Origin of the sequence: Fenollaria massiliensis (assembly GCF_000312505.2) — a bacterium.
GTDB lineage: Bacteria > Bacillota > Clostridia > Tissierellales > Peptoniphilaceae > Fenollaria > Fenollaria massiliensis.
In genome coordinates, this window is record NZ_HG326224.1 from 331,017 (window position 1) to 353,402 (window position 22,386).

The window sequence follows — 22,386 nt, forward strand, 5'->3', positions numbered from 1 at the left end:
CTTATATCTCCTTAGCAATGGCTTCAAAAGACTCAGTCTTTAGTGAAGCGCCACCGATTAAGAATCCATCGATATTTTCTTCTTTAGATAAATCGGCTGCGTTTGCCTCTTTTACGCTGCCGCCATAAAGCACTCTAAGCTTTGCTTCAAGATTTGGATTCATTTCCTTAACTTTTTCTCTAACGAAGCGGCACATTTCCTCAGCATCTTCCTTAGAAGCGCTCTTGCCTGTGCCTATTGCCCAGATTGGCTCGTAGGCGATGGCGAAGTTATCTAATTTAGCTGCGTCCACACCAACAAGATCAGCCTTTAATTGTTTTTCAATCTTTTCAAAGTGCTTTCCGTCTTCTCTTTCAGACAAAGTCTCTCCAACGCATAGAATCACTTCTACACCATCTTCAATCGCCTTAAGAACTTTTTTATAATCATCTCATCGCACTCTGCAAAAATTTCTCTTCTTTCAGAGTGACCGATGATGACAAAATCCGCTCCGCATGATTTAATCATAGAAGTACTAATTTCGCCAGTAAAAGCTCCCTTGTCTTCAAAGTAGATGTTTTGAGCACCTATCTTTATTTCATTAAATTTTTTTGTTTTATTTGCTAAATAAATATCTGTAAATGGAACTGCGACATAAACGTCATAAGAGTCATTTGGCTTTAGGCTCAAATCCTTGAAAAAGCTTTCTGTCTCTTTTACGTCCATATTCATCTTCCAGTTTGCAGCAAGTAAAAATTTTTTCAAATTTGTCTCCTTATTTATCATTAATAGCAGCTATGCCAGGAAGCACTTTTCCTTCCATTAGCTCAAGTGAAGCGCCTCCGCCAGTTGAAACATGTGTAATTTTTTCTTCGTAGCCAGCTTTTTGAACAGCGCTCGCACTATCTCCTCCGCCGACTATGGTAGTAGCATCAGAGTTTGCAAGTGCCTTAGCGATAGCATTAGTGCCGTTTTTAAATTTATCCATTTCAAATACGCCCATAGGTCCATTCCAAACTATAGTTTTTGCTCCCAATAATTTTTTAGTAAAAACATCGATAGTTTCTGGTCCTATGTCAAGGCCCATCATATCATCTGGTATATGATTTACTTCATAGCATTCAGCTTCAGCATCTTCTTTTATCTCTTTAGCGCATAAAGCATCAACTGGTAAAACCAAATCAACTTTCTTTGCATCAGCCTTTTCTAATAGTTCAAGTGCAAGATCTAACTTGTCGTCTTCAACTAAGCTCTTGCCAACGTTCATGCCCTTTGCCTTTAAGAATGTAAATGCCATAGCGCCGCCAATAAGTATCTTATCAGCCTTATTTAATAAATTTTCTATTACGCCAATCTTATCAGATACCTTTGATCCGCCAAGTATAGCGATAAATGGATGCTTAGGCTCGTCAAGCTCTTTCGCCATGATATTCATTTCTTTTTCAACTAAAAAGCCTAGTGCTGATGGTAAAAATTTACTTACACCAACGTTTGATGCGTGAGCTCTGTGTGAAGTGCCGAAAGCATCATTAACATAGATATCCGCAAGGTCTGCTAGCTCTTTAGAAAAAGCTTCGTCGCATTTTTCTTCTTCTTTTCTAAATCTAGTATTTTCTAGTAAAAGAAGCTCTCCTTTTTTAAGATTTTTAGCTGCTTCTCTAACTTCGTCATTAACTACTTCAGGGCAAGAGATGAATTTTACATCTCTTCCAAGAAGTTTTTCAATCTCGTCCCTAACTGGCTCTAAAGTATATTTTAAATTATATTCGCCCTTTGGTCTACCCAAGTGGCTCATCATAATTACTTTTGCGCCATGATCAAGAAGGTGCTTGATTGTAGGAAGAGACTCAAATATACGTTTATTGTCAGTGATAACGCCATCCTTCATTGGTACGTTAAAATCACATCTCAATAAAACTGTTTTATCATCAAAATTATAATCTTTTAATGTTTTTTTCATTATTTTATCCTTTTATAATAATTATTCTTGATCAGCAATGTATTTTGCTAGGTCAACTACTCTGTGGCTGTAACCATATTCATTGTCATACCATGAAACTACCTTAACTAAGTTGCCATCTATAACTAAAGTTAAGAATGGATCAAAGATTGATGAGTGTCTGTCGCCAACGTAGTCAACAGAAACAAGTTCTTCTTCGGCGTATTCAAGTATGCCCTTTAATTCGTTTTCGCTCGCTTTTTTAACAGCTTCGTTGATTTCTTCCTTAGTAACGTTTTTGTTTAATTCGAAAACAACGTCTGTAAGAGAAACTGTTGGAACTGGCACTCTAACAGCGTATCCTGTTAATTTATCCTTTAGTGAAGGGATAACTAATGCAACTGCCTTTGCTGCCCCTGTTGTTGTAGGAACCATAGACATAGCTGCTGCTCTTGCTCTTCTGATGTCTTTGTGCTTGTGGTCAAGTAAAACTTGGTCAGAAGTATAAGCGTGGATAGTTGTCATAAGACCTCTCTTAATACCAAAATTATCTTCTATAACCTTTGTTAATGGTGCAAGACAGTTAGTTGTACAAGATGCATTACTGATAACATTGTGTTTAGTCTTGTCATATTCTTTTTCGTTTACACCCATAACGATAGTTTTATCGATTTCGCCCTTTGCAGGTGCAGTTAAAATAACTTTCTTTGCTCCGCCCTTTTCGATGTGTTTGTAAAGAGTTTCGTTGTTTTTAAATGCTCCAGTAGAGTCGATAACTATGTCTACACCATAGTCCTTCCAAGGAATTTCTGCCGGATCTCTAAATTGAGTGTTTGTAACCTTCTTGCCGTCTATCATGAAACCATCTTCACAAGCTTCACAAGAAACTGATAGTCTACCATATAGAGAATCATTTCTAAATAGATGAGCATGTGTTTTTAAATCACCTGAGGCATTGATGTGAACTAATTCTAAGCCGTTGTTCTCTTCAACAAGAATTCTAGCTACATCTCTACCAATCCTACCAAAACCATTAATACCAACTTTCATTTGTTGACCTCCTTAATTATTATTAAAATATTTTTTATCTTCTAAACCTTCAGGCAAATAATTTTGCTCAGGCTTTTTATCCTTATAATTGTGCGGATATTTGTAGTCCGCGTGATCGCCAAAAACCTTCTTGTCGTTGTTGTGCGCATCTCTTATGTGCAGAGGAATTTGGAATTCTTTGATCTTATCGACGTCCGCCATAGCCTTGTTAATGGCGACATAGGTCGAGTTATTCTTTTTGGCCAGTGCCATGTATATGGCTGCGTTACTCAAAATGATGCGCGCTTCTGGCATGCCAATGGCTTTAACCGCATAAAATGCTGACGTCGCTAGCGTTTGTGCATTTGGATCTGCAAGACCAATGTCTTCTGAAGCAAATATCACTATGCGTCTTGCTATGAATAAAGGATCTTCGCCATTGTTTAACATGTGAGCTAAATAAAAAACTGTCGCATCTGGATCTGAGCCTCTCATGCTCTTGATAAAGGCTGAGATTGTGTCGTAATGCATGGTCGAGCTTTTATCATACGAGTGAGCTCTTTCAAAAACTAAGCCCTTGACGTCCTCGTACATTATATGACGAGTTAAATCAGCCTCTGGATCTTGGCTTAAAACAGCTATCTCTAAAAAATTTAGCATGTTTCTCGCATCACCATTAGAAATTCTAACTAAATACTCAAGTGCGTCGTCATCTATGCTTGCCTTTAATGAAGCAAGTCCACTCAGCTCATCTCCTAGAGCTTTCTTAGCAAGCTTAATTAAATTTTCTTCGCTCATTTTTTCTAGTCTAATTATGAAGCATCTTGATATAAGTGCGCTATTGACCTCAAAATATGGATTTTCAGTCGTTGCACCTATGAGAGTCACGGTCGAATCTTCAATGTATGGAAGCAAAAAATCCTGCTGAGCCTTGTTAAACCTGTGTATTTCATCAACAAAGAGTATGGTTTTTTTATTCTCCTCTAAAAGTCTCTTGGCTTCTTCAACTGCCTTCTTTAAATCGCTCACCCCACTACCCACAGCACTAATTTTGATAAAATTCGATTTGCTCGTGTTAGCAATAACGTTCGCAAGTGAAGTTTTACCAGTGCCTGCCGGTCCATATAGTATAAGCGATGGAAGTCTATCGGCCTTGATAGCTTTGTATAGAAAAGAGTTTTTATTAAGTACCTTCTCCTGACCAATATAGTCATCAAGACTCTTCGGCCTAAATCTTTCAGCTAAATTTTGACCCAGTTTTAAATTTTTTTCTCTTTCCATGTCAAACAAATTCATTTTCTCACCTTTTTTATTATATCAAATAAGCTTCAATATGTCCACTCTTAAATTATTTAATTTTAAACTTAATAATTTTAAGTAAAATATAAATATTTTTAAAATATTTTAAAAAATATATTGACATAATTAATTTATAGATGTATAATCTTAATAAAGGAGGACCTTATGATTAATAAAGCATTAAATGAATGTCCTGTTTGCGGTTCAAAACTATACATAGAAAGGCTAGTTTGTGACAATTGCAACACGACTATAGAAGGAAGATTTGAAAATAATTCATTTTACAAGCTCAGCAGCGAGCAAATTGACTTTATCAAAACTTTCTTATTAAAGAGAGGCAATATTAAAGAGATTGAAAGAGCCTTGGGTATTTCCTACCCTACTGTAATTAAAAAACTCGATCAAATCAACGAGATTATCTCTGATCAAAAGAGTTCTACTAGCGAGAAAGAAATTCTTGAGCTCTTAAATAGCGGTACAATTACAAGTAGTGAAGCTGAAAAGATGCTTCTAGATTTAAAGGAGGTTTAAAATGTCTGAAGAAAAAATTATGATCCTTAAGATGTTAAAGGACGGCAAGATTAGTGAAGAAGAGGCGCTAAAACTTCTTAACGCTGTTGGTGAAAAGAAAGGCGAAAAAGCTTATAAGCCAAATAAAAAAAGAAATGAAATTCATATCGAAGCAGATGACTACGATGTCTTCGATGCATCGGATAAATTTGCTAGCAAAATCTCAAACTTTGTTAATAAGATAGTAAGTAAATCTTTACAAACTGCTGAAGAAGGTATGAGAAATGGCCGTGTATACGCAAACTTTAGCTTTGATGATAGCAAGAGCTTTAAAAATAAAAAATTTGCTACACTTAAGCTAGACTTAGATAAAAATAAAAAATACAATTTAATTATAAATAATACAAATGAAAAGATAGAGATACTTCCATCAAGCTCTGATCAAATTGAAGTCTATGGCAAAATTTATTATACAAATAAAAAAGATATTCCAGAAAATTATGAGTTTATTAACTGCTTTATCGATGATAAAGAAATACTTATCGAACCAAACTACTCAGAGCTAACAAAAAAAGATTTTGCTGTTAGTCTAAAAGTTTTAGTGCCTGCACAAGACTTTGCCACTGTAAAAGCAAGCACAAGCAACGATAAAATTAAACTTGACTCAATTATCTGCGATGAGCTTTATTTAACAACAAGTAACGACTATATCAAAATTGAAGACTCCATCATTGGAAAATCAGAGCTAAAAACTACTAATGATTCAGTAAAAATTAAAGACTCAAAGTTTAGTGACTTGCTTATAAATACAACAAATGCTGAAATAACTTTAAATAACACTCCATTCGTTAATTTAGAAGCGCATACAACAAACGCTTATGTCGATGTTAAAGACATTTTTAACTCTGCTGAAAATATCATAGTTACTAATAGCAATGGACCTGTTACACTTGAATTAGAAAGCGTAAGTAAAAATGTTAAATTAAATTTAAGAGGCCTTAATAAATACACATGTCCAGTCATCTTTGATGACGACAGATTCAAGCTTGACAAAGACAATGACGAGCTTACAACTGCCTCACTAAATAACGATTCAGAACTTACTCTATTTGGTGATATAAAAACAAGTAACGGACCTATCATTATAGAGTAGGTCAAATATTCCCATCATTATCCTGGCCATAAATTGGTCAGGATTTTTCTTTATAAATCATTTCAAATCTGTTAAATCTCTTGTAAATCTAAATCTTTTAATGTATAATTATAATGTTAAAATTAAAAAGATATAAAATATATAGGAGTAAAATGATGAAGATAAAAAGAATAACAAAAATTAATATATTTGTGCTTTTACTAGTCTTAAGCGTGCTAACACTTGTTTTAAGCTTTAAAAATACAGCTTATGCAGAGGAAACTAAGGAAACTGAGGAAACTAAAAAATCCGAGGAAACTAAAGAGACTAAAGACGATGGCTTTGAATTTAATGGTGCCAAACTTAAATTTATCACAGGCACTTTTGATGGCAAAGACAGTTTAGATATTGATTTTCCAATTGAAATAAAAGATGCAAACGCTGAATATATCGATGAAAAAGCAAAAATAATCAATACAGAAAAAAAAGCTTTTACTCTTAAAAATCCAAACATACTTGTTTTAAATAACGGCGAAAAATACTATGTAATCACAGCCATCAACGCATATAAAGATGTTCAAGACAATATTATTGATAAAGTAAATATTGATAGTGAAATTTTATATGACAAATCAAAGCTACAAATAAAATTAAAGCTAAAAGATATAAAAGATGAACAAAAAAATATTAAATATAGCATTTGTTACTCTAGCATGGATGAAAAAGCTTTTCAAACGCCTGAAGCATTTAAGCTTGTTGATTCGAAATTTAGAATTTCTAAGCACTGTATAACACCTGATGGATACTTCTACCAAATGAATCCGCGCTCAGTGCCATACAAAGAAAGCTATTTCTTTATGCAAGGCGCTATATACATTGCAAACACTCTTTTAGATGTTATTGATAGTAAATTTGCTCAAGTGATAACAGCAAAACTTGTTGACGACACAGCAAAAAAGCTAAATGAAGACGGCTACTATCCTATCCCTTATAGAAGCGAGTGGCTAAAGGCTGACTACAACATCGGCAAAGGCTACTTCGACACGAGATGGAACCTTGATTACGCTTACATTTGCTTAAGAATGTATAGTATGTTTAAGGATGAAAAATATATAAATATCGCGGACAAAGTTTTAACGTATTATAAGAAATATGCTGAACAAAATGCGATTAAAGTCCCATATATCGATGATGCATTTCTAGTTATGGACTACGGCGCTGAATATTACATCGGCATGACGCACTCATCACTAAACCATCACTTAATGGGTCTAAAGGCTTTAATGTATGAAGATATTCTTAAAAAAGAAAATAATAACAGCGCATTTATTAAAAAGATGATAAAAGGTGTTGAGGCAACTTGCGATATGTGGATTAAAAAAGATGGCAATCTTGAATATGCAAGATTTGTTGATGGTACTTATGGACTTAAAGATTATCCAGATTTAACTCTAAATGATTTAAAGGACTGTCAAGCACTTCATGAAAATCTTTATAAGTGCAAAAATGCAGTTTTCGAAAAACTGATAAATTCAAAACAAAAATGGTACGACAATGTATATCTAAAAAATAAATAAATTAAATAAATATTATTATAAATAGAAAATGCCTTTCCTGGAAACCCAAGAAAGGCATTTATTATTTAATTATTTTGTTCGTCTATTATCTTTTGGAGCTCTTTCATAAATGATTGAGTATCTTTAAACTCTCTATATACTGAAGCAAATCTTACATAAGCTACTTGGTCTATCTCTTTAAGGCCTTGCATAATAAGCTCGCCTACTTCGTTAGATGAAACTTCTTTTTTCATAGTACTCATAAGCTTTTCTTCAACACTATCTGCCAAGCCTTCAATTTGGCTTAAGCTAACAGGTCTTTTTTCGCAAGATTTGATTACGCCCTTTAATATCTTACTTCTGTCAAATGTCTCTCTGTCTCCGTTTTTCTTGACAACTATTAAAGGTGTTTCTTCAATTTTTTCGTATGTTGTAAATCTTTTTTTACAGCGAAGACACTCTCTACGTCTCCTAATCGCAGTACCCTCATTAGTAGGTCTTGAATCTAGTACTTTTGAATCTTCGTAAGAACAAAAAGGACACTTCATAATTAATTATTCTTTAAAAAATCAGGTACTAATAAAGAATCGTCGAAGCTTGAAGTATTTTCACTTCTCTTTTCTTCGTGCTTTTCTTCTACTTCTTCAGAATCCTTGTTTGAATCTTTTTTAGCAGGTTTAGATCCATCTTCAAATTCTGTAGCGATAACAGTTATCTTAATAGAATCGCCAAGGCTTTCATCGATACCAGCACCGAAGATGATGTTTGCATCGTCAGCAACCGATTGTCTGATTAAGTCTGCAGCTTCATTTACTTCGAACATACCAAGGTCAGTACCACCAGTGATATTTAATAGAACAGACTTAGATCCTTCTATAGATGTTTCTAGTAATGGTGACTTGATTGCAAGCTTAGCTGCATCTGTTGCTCTGTTGTCTCCTTGAGCAAAACCTATACCCATGTGAGCAATACCCTTTTGTTCCATGATAGTCTTAACGTCAGCAAAGTCAAGGTTAATTAGGTTTGGTACACTAATTAAATCAGATATACCTTGTATACCTTGTTTTAATACTTCGTCAGCCATGATGAATGCATCTTTTAATGATGTTTTCTTGTCAGCTATTTGAAGAAGTCTATCGTTTGGTATAGTTACTAGTGTATCAACTACTTCTAGTAATTGGCTAATACCTTGAGATGCGTTTTTAGCTCTCTTCATACCTTCAAAACCAAATGGTCTTGTAACAACGCCTACAGTTAATATGCCTTGTTCCTTAGCTAATTGCGCAATGATAGGTGCAGCACCAGTACCTGTTCCACCGCCCATACCAGCTGTGATAAATACCATGTCTGTGCCTTTAAGCATTTCAGTAATGCCTTCTTTATCTTCAAGAGCTGCTTGTGAACCAACTTCTGGATTTGCTCCAGCGCCTAAGCCCTTTGTAACCTTATCTCCTATTTGAATCTTATTTTGTGCCTTTGATGATGCTAAAGCTTGTCTATCTGTGTTAACAGCTATAAACTCAACGCCTTTTACGCCTGCATCAACCATTCTGTTAACAGCGTTGTTTCCTGCTCCACCAACACCTATAACTTTAATTTTGGCAAATTGGTCAATTTCTACATCAAAATCAATCATTTACGAATCCTCCTTTTATACTAAGTATTTAATTATTTACTCTATTATTTATATTCTACCACAAAAATTACATTTTGTTTAGTATTTTTCTTCTAATTGTTGCAAAATTGTTAAAAATTCTTCCTCCGAAGACGAAAATCGCTGCATAATATATAGGTATACTAAGAATATCTCCAAGCCAGGTTAATAATGCAGCTATAATTGAGTTACCTATAAGGCCTGATAAAAATAGTTTATTGTTAAAATTGTTATCCATATAAGCATTTAGTCCGCCAAAGACTGAGTCAATTGCAGCAAGCAGTGCCATGGATATATATAATGAATAATATGGATTGTAGCTATATGGAACAACATAGCCAATAATTATCCCAATTATTATACCTATGATTGCAATAATCATTTTTTATCATCTCCTGTTATGTTCTGTGAGTATATAATTTTATCGTCGTCTATCTTTTTCTTCACTAAAACTTTTTCGCTTTGCTTTATATCTAGCGTAATAGGATTTATGGTCTCTAGGATGCTAGCAAAAGTGCCTGGCGACTTAAGTGCTGAATAAAGCTTATCGCCATTACCTATAGCGTTGATAACAAAAGGCGCTCCCTTTGTTCTGCCATTGAGCCTAACAACTGGTCCGTTGCACTTAACACCAGTCCTCGAATAAACTCTCAAATCGTTTATAGATATAGCCTCAGCACCAGATGCTCTTAGATCGTTGATTATCCTTAATAGGTCACTATCATGAATAACATCAGTCCTCTTAACTGGTCTATCTACAATATCTTCAGTGATTGTCACTACTATGCCTGGTCCTTCAAGATCAACGTCACCCGATATCATCTTATAAAAAAGCATTTCGCCTTTTAAAAATTCTAGAAAATCGCTGTCATTTTTAACAAGTTTATCCAAAGTTTCAAGCTTTTTATTTTGTTTATCAAGCTCATCGTTTATGCTTTTTATCTCAGCCTTTAAATTTTTTATCTTTATGCTCGTCTCTTTCATTTTATTTATACTTAGAGGCTCGAAAAATTCTTTGTCTGTCTTTAAGTATAAGCCTAGAAACACACCTATAATCAAGTAAATAATGACAAGCACTACTTTTTTAATCTTATGCATCATTCTTGCACTTCATAAACAGGTTTTGCATATAGAAAATCTATGCTCTTCTTATATCTTGGTATAACTATGTCATCTCTAACAGTTAAAACGACTTGATAATTATAGTTTTGCAATTCATCCTTAATTCCGCCTTTAAACTCAATAGCTGATTGCATTGTGCCTGCGTCTCCTATAGCCTTTATAACAATAGGTGCAGATGTGCTAACTCCGCCAACTTCTATGTGTTTACCTGCGCTAACTATCTCAGTAAATGATGTGTATCTCACTTCGTTTATAGATATAGCCTCAGCTCCAGCACTATTTAAAATGCTTATTGCACTTAAAAGCAAATCTATATCGTTTTGTATACCAAAGCTCACTTCTCCATCGGCAAGTTTTGGTTCATCAATAGTTAGTATTATGCCCTTGCCTTTTAAATCAGTGTAGCCAGCTATCATTTTATATTTTTCAGTTTCTTCGTATAATTTTTTTGCTACCTCGTTATTACTCGATCCAGGTTTTTCATACTCTCTAAGCTTATCCTCTGCATTGTCAAGCTTTTGCATTAGGCCGTCTCTTTCCTCTTCAAGCGATTTTACTCTTTGAGCAAGCTCTTGAACCCTCTTTACATTGAGAGGATTACCAACAGTTTTTTTCACTGTTTTAAGCTGCATAGTTATTGCAAGACCTATAAGTATACAAGAAACAAATAATAATATCTTTTTCTTATCAATTTTCATCTATTCACCCACTACAACAGGCGCCTTGCCCTTGTTAAACATAATCATCTTAGGTACTATTCCTTTGTCTTGAAGCTTGATCATAAGCTCATTTAAGACCTTCATCTTGTATCTAATATCCTTTAATTCGCCTAGCTGAACAACAAGCCCACTCCTATAGTTCATAGAAACTTCTAAATCAGCATTCTTTTCTATAGTCTTGATATCTTTAACTAAATTATTCGCGCTTATCTCAGTTATGAGCTCTTCAAGTGTAGCGCCAACCTCAGTATTATAAAAGTTTTCGCCTTGTTCAAGATGAGTCTTGTCAAAATTCTTTATAAGCGGATAGCCTTCCTTATAAGATGTGCTATTCTCAAGAACTGTGCCTTTATCGTCAATATAGATATATTTTAAATCGCTAAAAAATTCTGCCGCTATCAATCTTTCCTTAACCTCAATCGTTACAGTATCCTTTGAAGATCTAGATAGATGAACATCATCTACATAAGGATTTGTCTTGATTTTAGCTTTTGCTTCAGTTAAGCTTTGCTTAAGAATGTTCTCGCCAATTTCAAGTTCACTCGCCTTAATAATGTTATCAGCAGATAAGTTTTTATTGCCAACAACTTTTATATGCTTTAGCCCAAAGAGTTTTGTATTGAATATAAATAGAATAAACGCAAAAACAATAACACTTATTACGAAAAATCTCATCAGACTTCTCCTTCTTTGTCTTTGTCTTCTTATTCTGTTTCTCCTTATATCCTTTTTACTCATTGGTTCCATAATTTCACCTTTAAACAGTTTTTATAATTATATCATATATTTCATCAATTGCGTTTTTGTGAAATATCTTTTTAAGTCCTTCTTGCATTGATTTGTAAATATCGTCGTTATGAAGTATTTTATTGACCTCATCAAAAAGCACTTCTTCGTTAAGATCTTTTTCTAAAATCATCTTCGCAGCGCCCATATCTTCAAAATAGCGTGCATTGTACTCTTGGTGATTTTCAACAACATAAGCCTTTGGAATGATTATGACTGGTTTAGCTACGCATGAAACTTCATTAAGAGTAAGTGCTCCAGCGCTTGTGATAACCATATCAGCGTCGATTAAAGCCTTAGGCATGTCATATAAATACTCGCCAACACGAACATTTGATTTTGTATAATCAATCCCGTCCTTTTCTAGTTCTTCCTTAAACCAGCTGTACGAATATGTTCCGCTCACGTGGAAAATGTTGAAATCCATATCTTTGTAATGCTTCTTGATCATATCAAGAACATTTTCATTAATGGATTTTTGTCCACCGCTTCCGCCGAAGGATAAAACTACTTTTTTATCATTGTCAAAATCATAATAAGACTCATGACTAGCTTTACTATGAATGTCATCAAATTCTTCTCTAATCGGTATGCCAACTATATTTGTAATATCTTCTTTATTAAGAAGCTTTTTTGTATTTTCGTTAGTAACAAGTATTCTACTCGCTCTCTTCTTTAAAAGCCTTGTAGTTATACCTGCATGAACGTTTAGTTCAAATATCATTGATTTTATCTTTTTCTTTTGTGCAGCATAAACAAGCGGACCTGAAACGTATCCACCTGTTCCTATTACAAGGTCGGGCTTAAAATCTTTGATTATCTTTTTACATTCGCCAAGAGATTTGAAAAGCAGTCTCAAAAACCTAAAAGCATCCTTTGGATTTTTCTTAGGTATTTTAACTATGTCAATGCCTTTAAACTCAATATTCTCTTTAGCTACAAGTCTTTCCTCAAGACTTCCCTTTCTGCCAACGTATATAACATCATGATTATTTTCAATTAATTTCTTTGCTATGGTCATGGCTGGGTATATGTGTCCACCAGTGCCACCACCAGTTACGATAAATCGCATTATTTCACCTCTGAATTTGCATTCTTAGAAATATTTAACAGTACCGCTGTTAATACCATGTAAATGATTAGTGATGTGCCTCCATAGCTTATGAACGGAAGTGTTATTCCTTTTGAAGGAACTAAATTTACTGATACTGCTGCATTGATCCAAAATTGTATCGCTATCAAAGAGCTGATACCACTTGCTAGCATTAAGCCATATCTATCTTTTGTTCTAGCAGCTGTTAAATATCCTTTAATAATTATAACAGAAAATAGGGCAACAATGCAAATCATTCCTAAAAATCCTAATTCTTCGCCGCAAACAGCCAAGATATAGTCATTATAAACTTCTGGTATATAAAAGAATTTTTGTGTGCTATGACCGATGCCAACACCCGATAGACCGCCATTGGCATAAGCAAATAAACTTTGCGCTGGCTGCCAACCAGTATCTTTGATGTTTTTAATTGGATCTAGATAAGCAAAAAATCTATTTCTTCTAAATTCATTTCTATATATCGCTAAATATATACCAATACCAGCAAGTCCAAGTGCTGGTGGTATTATTCCTAGTGGCGCTCCGCCTATGAAGTACATAATTGATAAGGCTCCAGCAACTGTAACAGCCGTGCCCAAATCTTTTTGTATGTATATTAATAAAGTAAAGAATAATATGATAGCTACTGGTACTACGACGATGTTTTGTAAATTTCTTCTGCGTAAATTAATTTTGCTCATGTATGATGCCATGCAAAATACTGCCGCTACTTTGATTATATCGGATGGCATAAATGAAAAACCGCCTAAATTAATCCATCTTCTTGATCCTTTACCAAAGTCTGTACCTAGTGGTGTAAACTTTAGTAGTAATACTAAGACTATACTCGATATAATCATAAAACTAACAAAAAATCTTGTATCATACTTTTTGTAGTCAATCCTATAAGCAATTAAAGATAGTATTGCCCCTGCCAAAACAAAGACTAAGTGCCTTGTAAGGAAGTATACGCCGCCATATTTACCGCCTTCAAGCTTGTAGCTGTAAGGGTATGAGCTTGTATACACAAGTATGATACCTAAAATTATTAGGCATACTACAGATATTAAAATGTGATAATCAGGTGCATTACTTTTTTTCATTTATTTCAACTCATTTACTAATTTTTTAAATTCTATTCCACGTTCTTTATAATTTTTATATATTCCCCAGCTAGCGCATAAAGGTGATAGTAAAACTATATCTCCTTTTTGTGCGTGTGATCTAGCTACTTCTACAGCTTCACTCATATTTTTAACCATAGTTATATTGTCATAGCCTACATTTGTGAAGGCTTCTTTAATTTTGTCCTTAGTTTGTCCAAATAAAATTAGGCTTCTAAGTTTATTTTTTGTTTTAAAGGCAAAATCTTCAAACGGTATGTTTTTGTCATAACCGCCTGCGATTAAAACTATGCTTTTATCAAAGGCTTCAACCGCCTTAAGCGAAGCATCAGGATTAGTTCCCTTGGAGTCATTGTAATAACTTATTCCATCAAGTTCCCTAACAAATTCAATTCTATGTTCAACGCCTTTAAAATCTTTTATCTCTTTAACAATATCTTCTCTTTTTACTCCAAAAACTTCTAGCGCAAGTGTCGCTGCCATGAGATTCTCATAGTTATGGCGTCCCTTTATAAATATATCGTCCTTGTTTATAACAATGTTTTTATCTTTATCTACAATGTTTGGTGCGATATAATTCATATCCACTATATCTTTTTCTTTTGATGAGAAATATAGTATATTTGTATCTTGCTCTACCTTATTTAAGGCGATATCGTCATAATTAAGTATCAAATATGAAGATTTGTCCATATTTTGATAAATTTTCTTTTTTGCTTCTTCATAAGCCTTGAATGAGCCGTGCCAATCCAAGTGATCTGGTGTGATATTTAGTATGATGGCGATATTTGGCTTAAAATCTTTTGTGTACTCTAGTTGGAAACTTGATGCTTCTATGACATGTGTATCATAATTAGCTGCCTCAAGTAAAGGTGAAACGCCGATGTTGCCTATAACATTGACATTGTATCCAAGGTCTTTTAAAACTTTTCCAATAAAGGTCGTTGTAGTTGTCTTGCCATTGGTTCCAGTAATAACTATAAACTTATGATTTTTAAAATCTCTGTATAAAATTTCTATATCAGAGACTATCTCAACGTTTTTGTCTACAAGGTAGCGAATTATATCTGATGACGGCTTTATTCCAGGGCTCTTTAATACAAAGCTAAAATCAATCGAGTCAAGCTCAGTTCTTGTTAAAAATTTAACATCGTCTAGATTTTCATTTGCTCTGTCTTTTAAAATTTGATCCATGTTGTCATCGTAAACATAAACATTAGCTCCTTTACTTATAAAGTATAAAGAAGCTCCATAACCAGATATTCCATATCCTAAAATCAGAATATTTTTACCTTTGTAGTCCATAATATCACCTCAAAAATATTATTAGCGATGCTACGCATAAAACTAGTGTCCATGCGCAGAACATCATAACAACTTTAGTCTCTTTCATGCCTTTCATCTCAAAGTGATGGTGAAGCGGGCTCATAAGAAAAACTCTTTTGCCTGTCTTTTTAAATACTAATACTTGTATTATTACTGAAAGTGTTTCAAAAATTAATACAAGCGCATAAATAATCATATAGAAGTGCAAGCCTAGTAATATTGTGAGTATCGCTAGTACGCCTCCTAAGAATAATGAGCCTGTGTCGCCCATAAATATTTGTGCTGGATATTTATTAAAGATTAAAAAGCCTAAAAGTGATGCAAACATAATTATTGAGTAGGCATAAGTAGTCATATTTGAAATCTTTAATGAAAATATCGCAAGTGTTAATAATATGATTGACATAAGTCCTGTTGCAAGTCCATCTAATCCATCAGTTAAGTTGACTGCATTTGTGCTAGCAACTAATATAAAGAAGTTTAGTAAAATTACCCACTTGCCTAAATCGACTTCTTTATAAAACGGTATAAATACCTTTGTGCCAACAAGTTTATATGCAAAATAAGCTATAAGAGCCGAAAAAATCATTTGCAATAATAATTTTTGATATGCTCTCAAACCTAAATTTCTATGCATAAAGAATTTTATATAGTCGTCTAAAAAGCCTACAAGGCCATAGGCAGTGCTGCCTAAAGCCAGTAAGATAATTTCTTTTGTAAAAACAAAGCCTAAAATTTTAGATACAAGCACGCTGATTAAGGAGCTTAGTACAAATAATATGCCTCCCATAGTTGGTGTGCCTGCCTTTTTTAAGTGAGACTTAGGTCCTTCTTGTCTTATATTTTGTCCAAGCTTGTACTTTCTTAGCTCAGGTATGATAATTTTCGCAAGTATGCATACCAAAGCAAAGCTTAGTATTGCTATGATTACACTATATACACTTATATTTTTAATCATCTTAGTCCCCCAATTTTAATTCTACTATAGAATTCTTCTTCACTTCTTTATCTGCCTCAGGTCTTTGCTCTTTAACAAGACCATCGCCCTCAATTTTTAGCTTAAGTCCAACTTTTTCGGCAAGTCCAAAAGCTTCGTCTCTCGTCATGCCTTTAAAATCAGGCGTCAATATAGTATCATCTTTTTTCACTTCAACATCAAGCGTTATAACTGTTCCCTTGTCTACGAAAATGCCCGGCTTGATGCTTTGTGAAATGATTAGTGATTCATCTGTATATTCTTTGTACTTAGTATCAAAGCTTAAAGATAGGTCTGCAAGCTCAAGTCCTGCCTCACCCATAGTCTTATCTTTAAGGTCTGGCACTTGTACTTTTTCATTTTGAACTTCACTTACTTCACTTGCTGGCGGTATTTTATAGTAATCAATAATAAATTTAGCTACATCTTGAAAAATAGGTGCCGCTACTAAAGAACCATAAGCAATACCGCTTCTTGGCTCATCAACAATTGCTAATACAACAAATTCTGGATTATCAATCGGAAATGCGCCAACGAAGGATGATATATAGGCGTTCTTCTTGTATTTTCCGTCAACAATTTTTTGCGCTGTACCAGTCTTACCGCCAATTCTGTAGCCTTCTATTCTAGATCTTTTGATGTGACCGTCTCTAACAACGCTTTCAAGTAGCTTTTTCATGTGCTCGCTTGTTTCTTTAGAAATAACTTTTCTTCTAACAACGCTCTTTGGTGTGTCTATAACATTTCCAAAGTCATCAACTGTTTTTAAAACTAATTTTGGCTTATAAAGTGTTCCGCCATTAACAACAGCGCAAATTGCATTCGCCATTTGTATTGGTGTAACCGCAAGTCCATGGCCATAAGACATAGTCGCAAGCTCAACTGGACCTATAAAATTTGGATTTGTTGGAAGTATACCTAAACTTTCTCCTGGTAGGTCAACTCCACTTTTTTCGCCAAAACCAAAGGCTTTAGCATATCTTAATATATCATTTTTGCCTAAAATATTACCAATTTGGACAAAGGCAACGTTACATGAATTGTTTAGTGCCTGTGATATGTTTTGAGTGCCGTGAGCCATGTGTTCAGCGCATGACAATGTTCTTCCAAAAACATCTATTGAGCCCGTACATGAAAAAGTCATCTTGTCATTAAGCTTTCCTTCTTCAAGTCCAGCCGCTAAATTTATAACCTTATATACAGATCCTGGCTCGTACGAGTCACTTATCGCGTTATTACGCCATTTATCAAATAGAATTTGGTTTCTCTCTTCATCTTTAGCTTCGTCCCAAACTTCTTCTTCAACATCGTCCGGTTTTTTTCTTGGCTCATTTAGATTGTATCTACCAGTATTTGCCAGAGCAAGTATGGATGAATCTCTTGGGTCCATAACTATAATGGATACCGACTCAGCACTTTGTTTTTCCCTTGCCTCATCGGCAATCTTTTCTACTTCTCTTTGAAGTTTTTCGTCTATAGTTAAAACTACGTTGACACTTTTTTTGCCTTCGATTATTCTTGCCTCTTGATTTGGAAGTGCGTTAACCATGTTGGCTTCAAGCTGCTGAACCTTTCTAGCAGCTCTTCCCTCCAAAGCATCGTTAAGTTTTACTTCAAGGCCGTTGATACCCACGTTGTCAATGTTGTTAAAACCTATAAGCTGTGATGCTAAATCATTGAACGGATAATATCTCTTCGCCTTTTCTTCTACTTCAAGGACTGTTCTGAACTTTACTTTGCCCATGCTTTCCTTGAATTTTTTATAATCATCTAGCTCCATCTCAGGAACGACTCTAATCCTGCTCTCGTATGTAATTTTGTCATATACATCTCTTGAGTCTTCTCCAGTCATTTCAGCTATCTTAGATGCGACTTCTTCAGCTATCTCTTTATAAGTTTTTTCTCTTTTTAATTTAGCCTCTTCTTTTTCATTCTCATCTTCTTTGAATGGAACGCTCCAAAAAGTAACTATATTTTTGTTAACAGCTAGGGGTTTATTGTTTCTATCATATATAAAACCTCTTTGATTACCAAGGCTCACCGCCTTAGTCCATTGGCCTACAGCGTACTCCTTATATCCTTTTGCGTCAGATATTTGCACTTTAAATAGCTTTATTAAAAATAATGTAATTATTAATCCAAAAAAAGCCAGAACAGTCAAAATCCTATTATACTTGTTAGGAATTTTAGACTTGCCTGTCTTTTTCGGTCTTCTATGTCTATCGCTTGTCGGCGTTTTCATTTTCTTTCACTTTCTTCTATATTTTTATCGATATCTGAATCAAGACTAACAATAACTTTATCATCAATCTCTTTTTCTTCTTTACTATTAGTATTTATGTTTAAAATTTGGGCTTCGTTAGGGTATATCATTCCAAGCTTAGTCCTAGCTTCGAATTCGATTGCACCTGCATTTTTAAGGCTTTCAAGCTTTGCTGTCTCGTCTATAAGAGTAGTTTTTAGCCTATTGATCTCAGCGTTACTATGATTTATGGAGTTTTGTACTCTAGTCACTCTATCTGCGCAAAAAACAAGCATAGTAAAGACAATTCCAAGAGCTATAGCACATAAAACAGTTCTTACAAAAGATACATTGATAACTCTCTCCTTTGCTTTTGCTCTACGCTTTACATTCTTTTTAACTAGTGGCTTACTTATTGTTCTTTCTTGCGAATAAACTGGACTATCATATAATTTTCTCGCTGCAGATGACATAATATACCTCCCTATACTCTTTGAGCTATCCTAAGTTTAGCGCTTTCACTTCTTGGGTTAGCTTCTAATTCTTCTTTACTTGCCACAAGTGGCTTATTGTTAACAAGTTTTAACTTTCTCTTGTGATTGCATGTGCAGATAATGCTCTCTGGCGGGCAAATGCAATCAAGCGTGTTAAATTTGAATATATCTTTAACAATTTTATCTTCCATCGAATGAAATGTTATTATCGCTATCCTTCCACCGATATTTAAAATGTCGATAGCGTCTTGCAAGGCAGCGTTTAATGCGCCAAGCTCATCATTTACCTCTATCCTCAAGGCTTGAAATGTCTTTTTAGATGGATGTTTATTCTCCCTCGCCTTTTTTGGTATTGCCCTTTTAATTACATCAGTCAGTTCAAATGTAGTCTCTATCGGCTTTTCTTCTCTGTATTCGCAGATGAATTCAGCTATCCTTCTAGCCCATCTTTCTTGTGAATACTTAAAAATTATCTCTTCTAATTCTTCTTTAGTATATGTATTAACGATATCGTAAGCAGATTTGCCGCTCTCTTGATCCATACGCATATCAAGTTTCGCGTCCAGTCTGTAAGAAAAGCCTCTGTCCTTGTTGTCTAGCTGATAAGACGATACGCCTATATCAAGAAGTATTCCGTCTAAGTGATCAATTCCTAAGTTTTGGCAAATAGCTTTAATATTTCTATAGTTGTCGTGAACTAATTTAAAATTGCCGCCAACGCTTGATAATACTTCGTTTGCTTTATTAAGAGCTTCCCTGTCTCTATCAACACCTATTAATAGGCCGTCTTTATTAAGTCTCTTAAGAATCTCTTGTGAGTGACCCGCTCCACCAATGGTACCGTCTAAGTAAATGCCGTTTGGCTTTATGTCAAGGCCATTTATCACTTCATTAAGCATTATGGGTATGTGTTTAAACTCCATAACTACGCTCTCTTTATGTTATTTGCAAGCTCTTCAAGAGGTGCAACAGTTGCCTTATAGTTCTTATAAACTTCTGTATCCCAAATTTCAATTCTCTTTCTAACGCCAATTATGTAAACGTCACCCTTTATATCCATCATGTCTCTAAGCATCTCAGGTAGCATAACACGGCCGTTTTTGTCCATATTAGCTTCGTTCATGTAAAGGAACATCTCACGTTCAAATTTTCTGTTTTCTAGAACAGTATCAGGCAAATCATCGAATTGCTCAAGCTTTTTCTCATAAGTTTCACGGTTATAAACGTAGATACATCTGTCGTATCCCCTAGTGATTATGAAGTCTTTACCAAGTTCATCACGCATTTTAGAGGGTATGATAACCCTCCCGTTTGAATCAATACTATGTTTAAATAAACCCATGAACATTGATAACACCTTCTTAATGCTATTCTAAACATTAATAACCATTTCGAACCATTTCTAGCTTCTTTACAACCATTTTAAACCATTTTCACACATTTTACTAGTAATATTACAATCATGTTACACAAATGTCCAAAAAATACTACTAAAGTAGTATTTTTTGTATAGTATTTAAAAATTTTTTAATAAAAAATGACTAGCTTTTACACTAGTCATTAATATCTATGGGCTTATTAACTTTTATATAGAGATTATATTATAAGTTAATTTTGTATCTTTCAATTATTTATAATTAATAAGTTTTTTAAACAAATTAACAATTACATTCACTATAATTGAACTTATAAGCGAAATTGCCACACATGCAAGCAATATTTTGATTAAACTATATGCGTTTTCATAATGAATGTTATTTAATAATATTGAAAATATAATCACAAAACAAATTAATAAAAATTTTTTATTTAATTTCATACTTATCACCTAGTTTTTACACACCTTCATTTTTATTTCACTTCTTAGTACTTTCATTTAATAATTCAACTTTAAATTCGTTTTTATACACTCTAATTACATACTCGCCATCAAGTTTAGAAAGTTTTGCTTTGCCAATCTCTTTGCTGGCATCATTAAGCAGTAAAACTTCTTTTGTGTCAGTGTACTCATCTTCAGCTCTTTCCGTTTTTATTGTACTTGATACTATATTAAACTTAATTATCTTATCATCAATCTTAATAGCATCAGCACTAGACATAAGTTTATCAGCTTTTACAAATAATGTTTCTGGATTAAAGTATTGATCATAGACAAAAACTTTATATGCAAATGCTAATAAAAGTATGATTAATAAAATCAATAAAATCTTATTGTTAGTTCTTTTTTCGTGACTTTCCCAAGCCGCATTGTTCTTTTCTTTCATTTAATTATCACTCCTTACTAGTTAATCTGTAAACATATAAAAAATATTCTTAATTAAAACAAGATTTGTAATAGTTTTATTGGCGAATATATAATACACTTCAAGTAATATTCTGTAACTACTGCTACATCGCCACGCATAACCGCAACTAACGCCAAATAATATGGTATATTAATTAGTATAGGTAAACATATATTTATCCAGACTATCCAATTCTTTTTTGCAAATATTAATCCAATAGCTGATATGATAATACTTAAGAATAATGTAGTTATATATATTTCATTAGCTTTATAGATATTGCCAGAGATTTTATGAATGATATATGCTATTAAGACTACTGCGTAAATAATTAAAGCACTGTAATTGTATACCTTTGAACTAATTCTCATAGACTTTATTTTGTCTAAAACTTTCATATAAAAGCACCTCCTAACTATATTTTATTATAATCAAATTACGCTACTCTCTCTATATGCTTTTATAGAATATACTATATTGGATACTATAATTATAATCATTAAGATTGAAAATGATATAAATTTATTAAATGTGCTTTGATTAAAAATTAAAATACTTAATATACCTGCAATCATTAATGATGTTCCTCCGAAATTATTTGATTTTTTCCAAGCTTCATCATTTGCCATGCTCCACTTTGTTCTCATTCCAAAGAAAGGATTTCTTTTTGATATTTTTATAAAAAGCCCACAAATAATCATTAATATGCCAAGTATTAATCCCAATGGTAAATTATTTATAGTTTTCTTAATAATACCAAAACTTAAGATAAGATAATATAAGAAGCTAATTATATTTATAGTCAATATAAAAAAGAATAATTTACTCATTAAATTAATATTATATAGATTCTTTTCTTTTGTTTTATCATTTTTAGAATCATATAATTTGCTTTCATAATTCTTAATTGTAAAGTATCCGATTATACCAAGAAGTAATATCAATACTGGATATATAAAAATCTCATATTTACTTCCCATTCTATTAACTACTCCGTCTGAATTATAATGCATAGGAATTGAATCCTCTAAGAAGAACACCGATATTGCACTAATAATGATTGGTACGATTGAAGCTATCAATAAACTTTTTTTAAATTTTTCATAATAACACCTCCGATG

At 33.5% G+C, this 22,386-nt stretch carries 23 protein-coding genes and 1 pseudogene; 3 read left to right on the forward strand and 21 right to left on the reverse strand.

Going from position 1 to position 22,386, the window contains the following annotated elements; genetic code table 11:
* Position 1: 1 nt before the first annotated feature.
* From tpiA to BN30_RS08705, 4 genes and pseudogenes are all read right to left on the reverse strand, one after another.
* Positions 2 to 765 (reverse strand): annotated as a pseudogene (gene tpiA / locus BN30_RS10525) (triose-phosphate isomerase).
* Positions 755 to 1,939: a phosphoglycerate kinase gene (locus BN30_RS01625; protein ID WP_019213790.1), complete on the reverse strand. Its 1,185-nt coding sequence runs from the start codon at positions 1,937 to 1,939 to the stop codon at positions 755 to 757. The pseudogene tpiA and the gene BN30_RS01625 overlap by 11 nt, the downstream one beginning before the upstream one ends.
* Positions 1,940 to 1,960: 21 nt before the next feature.
* A complete protein-coding gene (gap, locus tag BN30_RS01630; protein WP_019213791.1) occupies positions 1,961 to 2,968 on the reverse strand; it encodes a type I glyceraldehyde-3-phosphate dehydrogenase in 1,008 nt (335 codons plus the stop codon).
* Between the two features lie 12 nt (positions 2,969 to 2,980).
* Entirely contained in the window at positions 2,981 to 4,243 is a 1,263-nt protein-coding gene (locus BN30_RS08705) for a replication-associated recombination protein A (protein ID WP_019213792.1), read from the reverse strand.
* 168 nt (positions 4,244 to 4,411) lie between these two features.
* Between BN30_RS08705 and BN30_RS01640 the strand changes: the two genes are divergently transcribed.
* The 3 genes from BN30_RS01640 (at position 4,412) to BN30_RS01650 (ending at position 7,465) form a co-directional block, all read left to right on the forward strand.
* The gene (locus tag BN30_RS01640) at positions 4,412 to 4,777 is read left to right on the forward strand and encodes a DUF2089 domain-containing protein (RefSeq protein WP_019213793.1); all 366 of its coding nucleotides are present in this window, start codon (positions 4,412 to 4,414) and stop codon (positions 4,775 to 4,777) included.
* A 1-nt stretch (position 4,778) separates the two neighbouring features.
* Entirely contained in the window at positions 4,779 to 5,909 is a 1,131-nt protein-coding gene (locus BN30_RS01645; RefSeq protein ID WP_019213794.1) for an SHOCT-like domain-containing protein, read from the forward strand.
* A gap of 155 nt (positions 5,910 to 6,064) precedes the next feature.
* On the forward strand, positions 6,065 to 7,465 hold the full coding sequence (locus tag BN30_RS01650) for a hypothetical protein (protein ID WP_019213795.1): 1,401 nt from the start codon (positions 6,065 to 6,067) through the stop codon (positions 7,463 to 7,465).
* A 65-nt stretch (positions 7,466 to 7,530) separates the two neighbouring features.
* Here the strand turns inward: BN30_RS01650 and nrdR are convergent, their stop codons facing one another.
* From nrdR to BN30_RS01735, 17 genes are all read right to left on the reverse strand, one after another.
* A complete protein-coding gene (nrdR, locus tag BN30_RS01655) occupies positions 7,531 to 7,992 on the reverse strand; it encodes a transcriptional regulator NrdR (RefSeq protein ID WP_019213796.1) in 462 nt (153 codons plus the stop codon).
* A gap of 2 nt (positions 7,993 to 7,994) precedes the next feature.
* Positions 7,995 to 9,080 carry a cell division protein FtsZ gene (gene ftsZ / locus BN30_RS01660; protein ID WP_019213797.1) on the reverse strand — a complete coding sequence of 362 codons (1,086 nt, stop codon included), beginning with the start codon at positions 9,078 to 9,080 and terminating at the stop codon, positions 7,995 to 7,997.
* 67 nt (positions 9,081 to 9,147) lie between these two features.
* Positions 9,148 to 9,480, reverse strand: a complete 333-nt coding sequence (locus tag BN30_RS01665; RefSeq protein ID WP_019213798.1) for a small basic family protein — start codon at positions 9,478 to 9,480, stop codon at positions 9,148 to 9,150.
* Positions 9,477 to 10,199 (reverse strand): DUF881 domain-containing protein, encoded by a 723-nt coding sequence (locus BN30_RS01670; protein ID WP_019213799.1) that lies wholly within the window; start codon positions 10,197 to 10,199, stop codon positions 9,477 to 9,479. The genes BN30_RS01665 and BN30_RS01670 overlap by 4 nt, the downstream gene beginning before the upstream one ends.
* A complete protein-coding gene (locus BN30_RS01675; RefSeq protein WP_019213800.1) occupies positions 10,196 to 10,918 on the reverse strand; it encodes a DUF881 domain-containing protein in 723 nt (240 codons plus the stop codon). The genes BN30_RS01670 and BN30_RS01675 overlap by 4 nt, the downstream gene beginning before the upstream one ends.
* Positions 10,919 to 11,686 (reverse strand): cell division protein FtsQ/DivIB, encoded by a 768-nt coding sequence (locus tag BN30_RS01680; protein WP_019213801.1) that lies wholly within the window; start codon positions 11,684 to 11,686, stop codon positions 10,919 to 10,921.
* 10 nt (positions 11,687 to 11,696) lie between these two features.
* Entirely contained in the window at positions 11,697 to 12,797 is a 1,101-nt protein-coding gene (murG, locus tag BN30_RS01685; RefSeq protein ID WP_019213802.1) for an undecaprenyldiphospho-muramoylpentapeptide beta-N-acetylglucosaminyltransferase, read from the reverse strand.
* Positions 12,797 to 13,921 (reverse strand): FtsW/RodA/SpoVE family cell cycle protein, encoded by a 1,125-nt coding sequence (locus tag BN30_RS01690; protein WP_019213803.1) that lies wholly within the window; start codon positions 13,919 to 13,921, stop codon positions 12,797 to 12,799. Before BN30_RS01690 ends, murG begins: the two co-directional genes overlap by 1 nt.
* The gene (gene murD / locus BN30_RS01695; RefSeq protein WP_019213804.1) at positions 13,922 to 15,247 is read right to left on the reverse strand and encodes a UDP-N-acetylmuramoyl-L-alanine--D-glutamate ligase; all 1,326 of its coding nucleotides are present in this window, start codon (positions 15,245 to 15,247) and stop codon (positions 13,922 to 13,924) included.
* A gap of 4 nt (positions 15,248 to 15,251) precedes the next feature.
* Positions 15,252 to 16,226 (reverse strand): phospho-N-acetylmuramoyl-pentapeptide-transferase, encoded by a 975-nt coding sequence (gene mraY / locus BN30_RS01700; RefSeq protein ID WP_019213805.1) that lies wholly within the window; start codon positions 16,224 to 16,226, stop codon positions 15,252 to 15,254.
* A gap of 1 nt (position 16,227) precedes the next feature.
* Entirely contained in the window at positions 16,228 to 18,486 is a 2,259-nt protein-coding gene (locus tag BN30_RS01705; RefSeq protein ID WP_019213806.1) for a penicillin-binding transpeptidase domain-containing protein, read from the reverse strand.
* Positions 18,483 to 18,959, reverse strand: coding sequence for a hypothetical protein (locus BN30_RS01710; protein ID WP_019213807.1), 477 nt, complete (start codon positions 18,957 to 18,959; stop codon positions 18,483 to 18,485). Before BN30_RS01710 ends, BN30_RS01705 begins: the two co-directional genes overlap by 4 nt.
* Positions 18,960 to 18,970: 11 nt before the next feature.
* A complete protein-coding gene (gene rsmH / locus BN30_RS01715; protein WP_019213808.1) occupies positions 18,971 to 19,903 on the reverse strand; it encodes a 16S rRNA (cytosine(1402)-N(4))-methyltransferase RsmH in 933 nt (310 codons plus the stop codon).
* Between the two features lie 2 nt (positions 19,904 to 19,905).
* Positions 19,906 to 20,328, reverse strand: a complete 423-nt coding sequence (mraZ, locus tag BN30_RS01720; RefSeq protein ID WP_019213809.1) for a division/cell wall cluster transcriptional repressor MraZ — start codon at positions 20,326 to 20,328, stop codon at positions 19,906 to 19,908.
* Positions 20,329 to 20,836: 508 nt separating this feature from the next.
* A complete protein-coding gene (locus tag BN30_RS01725; protein WP_019213810.1) occupies positions 20,837 to 21,244 on the reverse strand; it encodes a hypothetical protein in 408 nt (135 codons plus the stop codon).
* 53 nt (positions 21,245 to 21,297) lie between these two features.
* Positions 21,298 to 21,663, reverse strand: a complete 366-nt coding sequence (locus tag BN30_RS01730; RefSeq protein ID WP_019213811.1) for a hypothetical protein — start codon at positions 21,661 to 21,663, stop codon at positions 21,298 to 21,300.
* A gap of 33 nt (positions 21,664 to 21,696) precedes the next feature.
* Positions 21,697 to 22,347 carry an SdpI family protein gene (locus BN30_RS01735; protein ID WP_084691342.1) on the reverse strand — a complete coding sequence of 217 codons (651 nt, stop codon included), beginning with the start codon at positions 22,345 to 22,347 and terminating at the stop codon, positions 21,697 to 21,699.
* Positions 22,348 to 22,386: the final 39 nt, after the last annotated feature.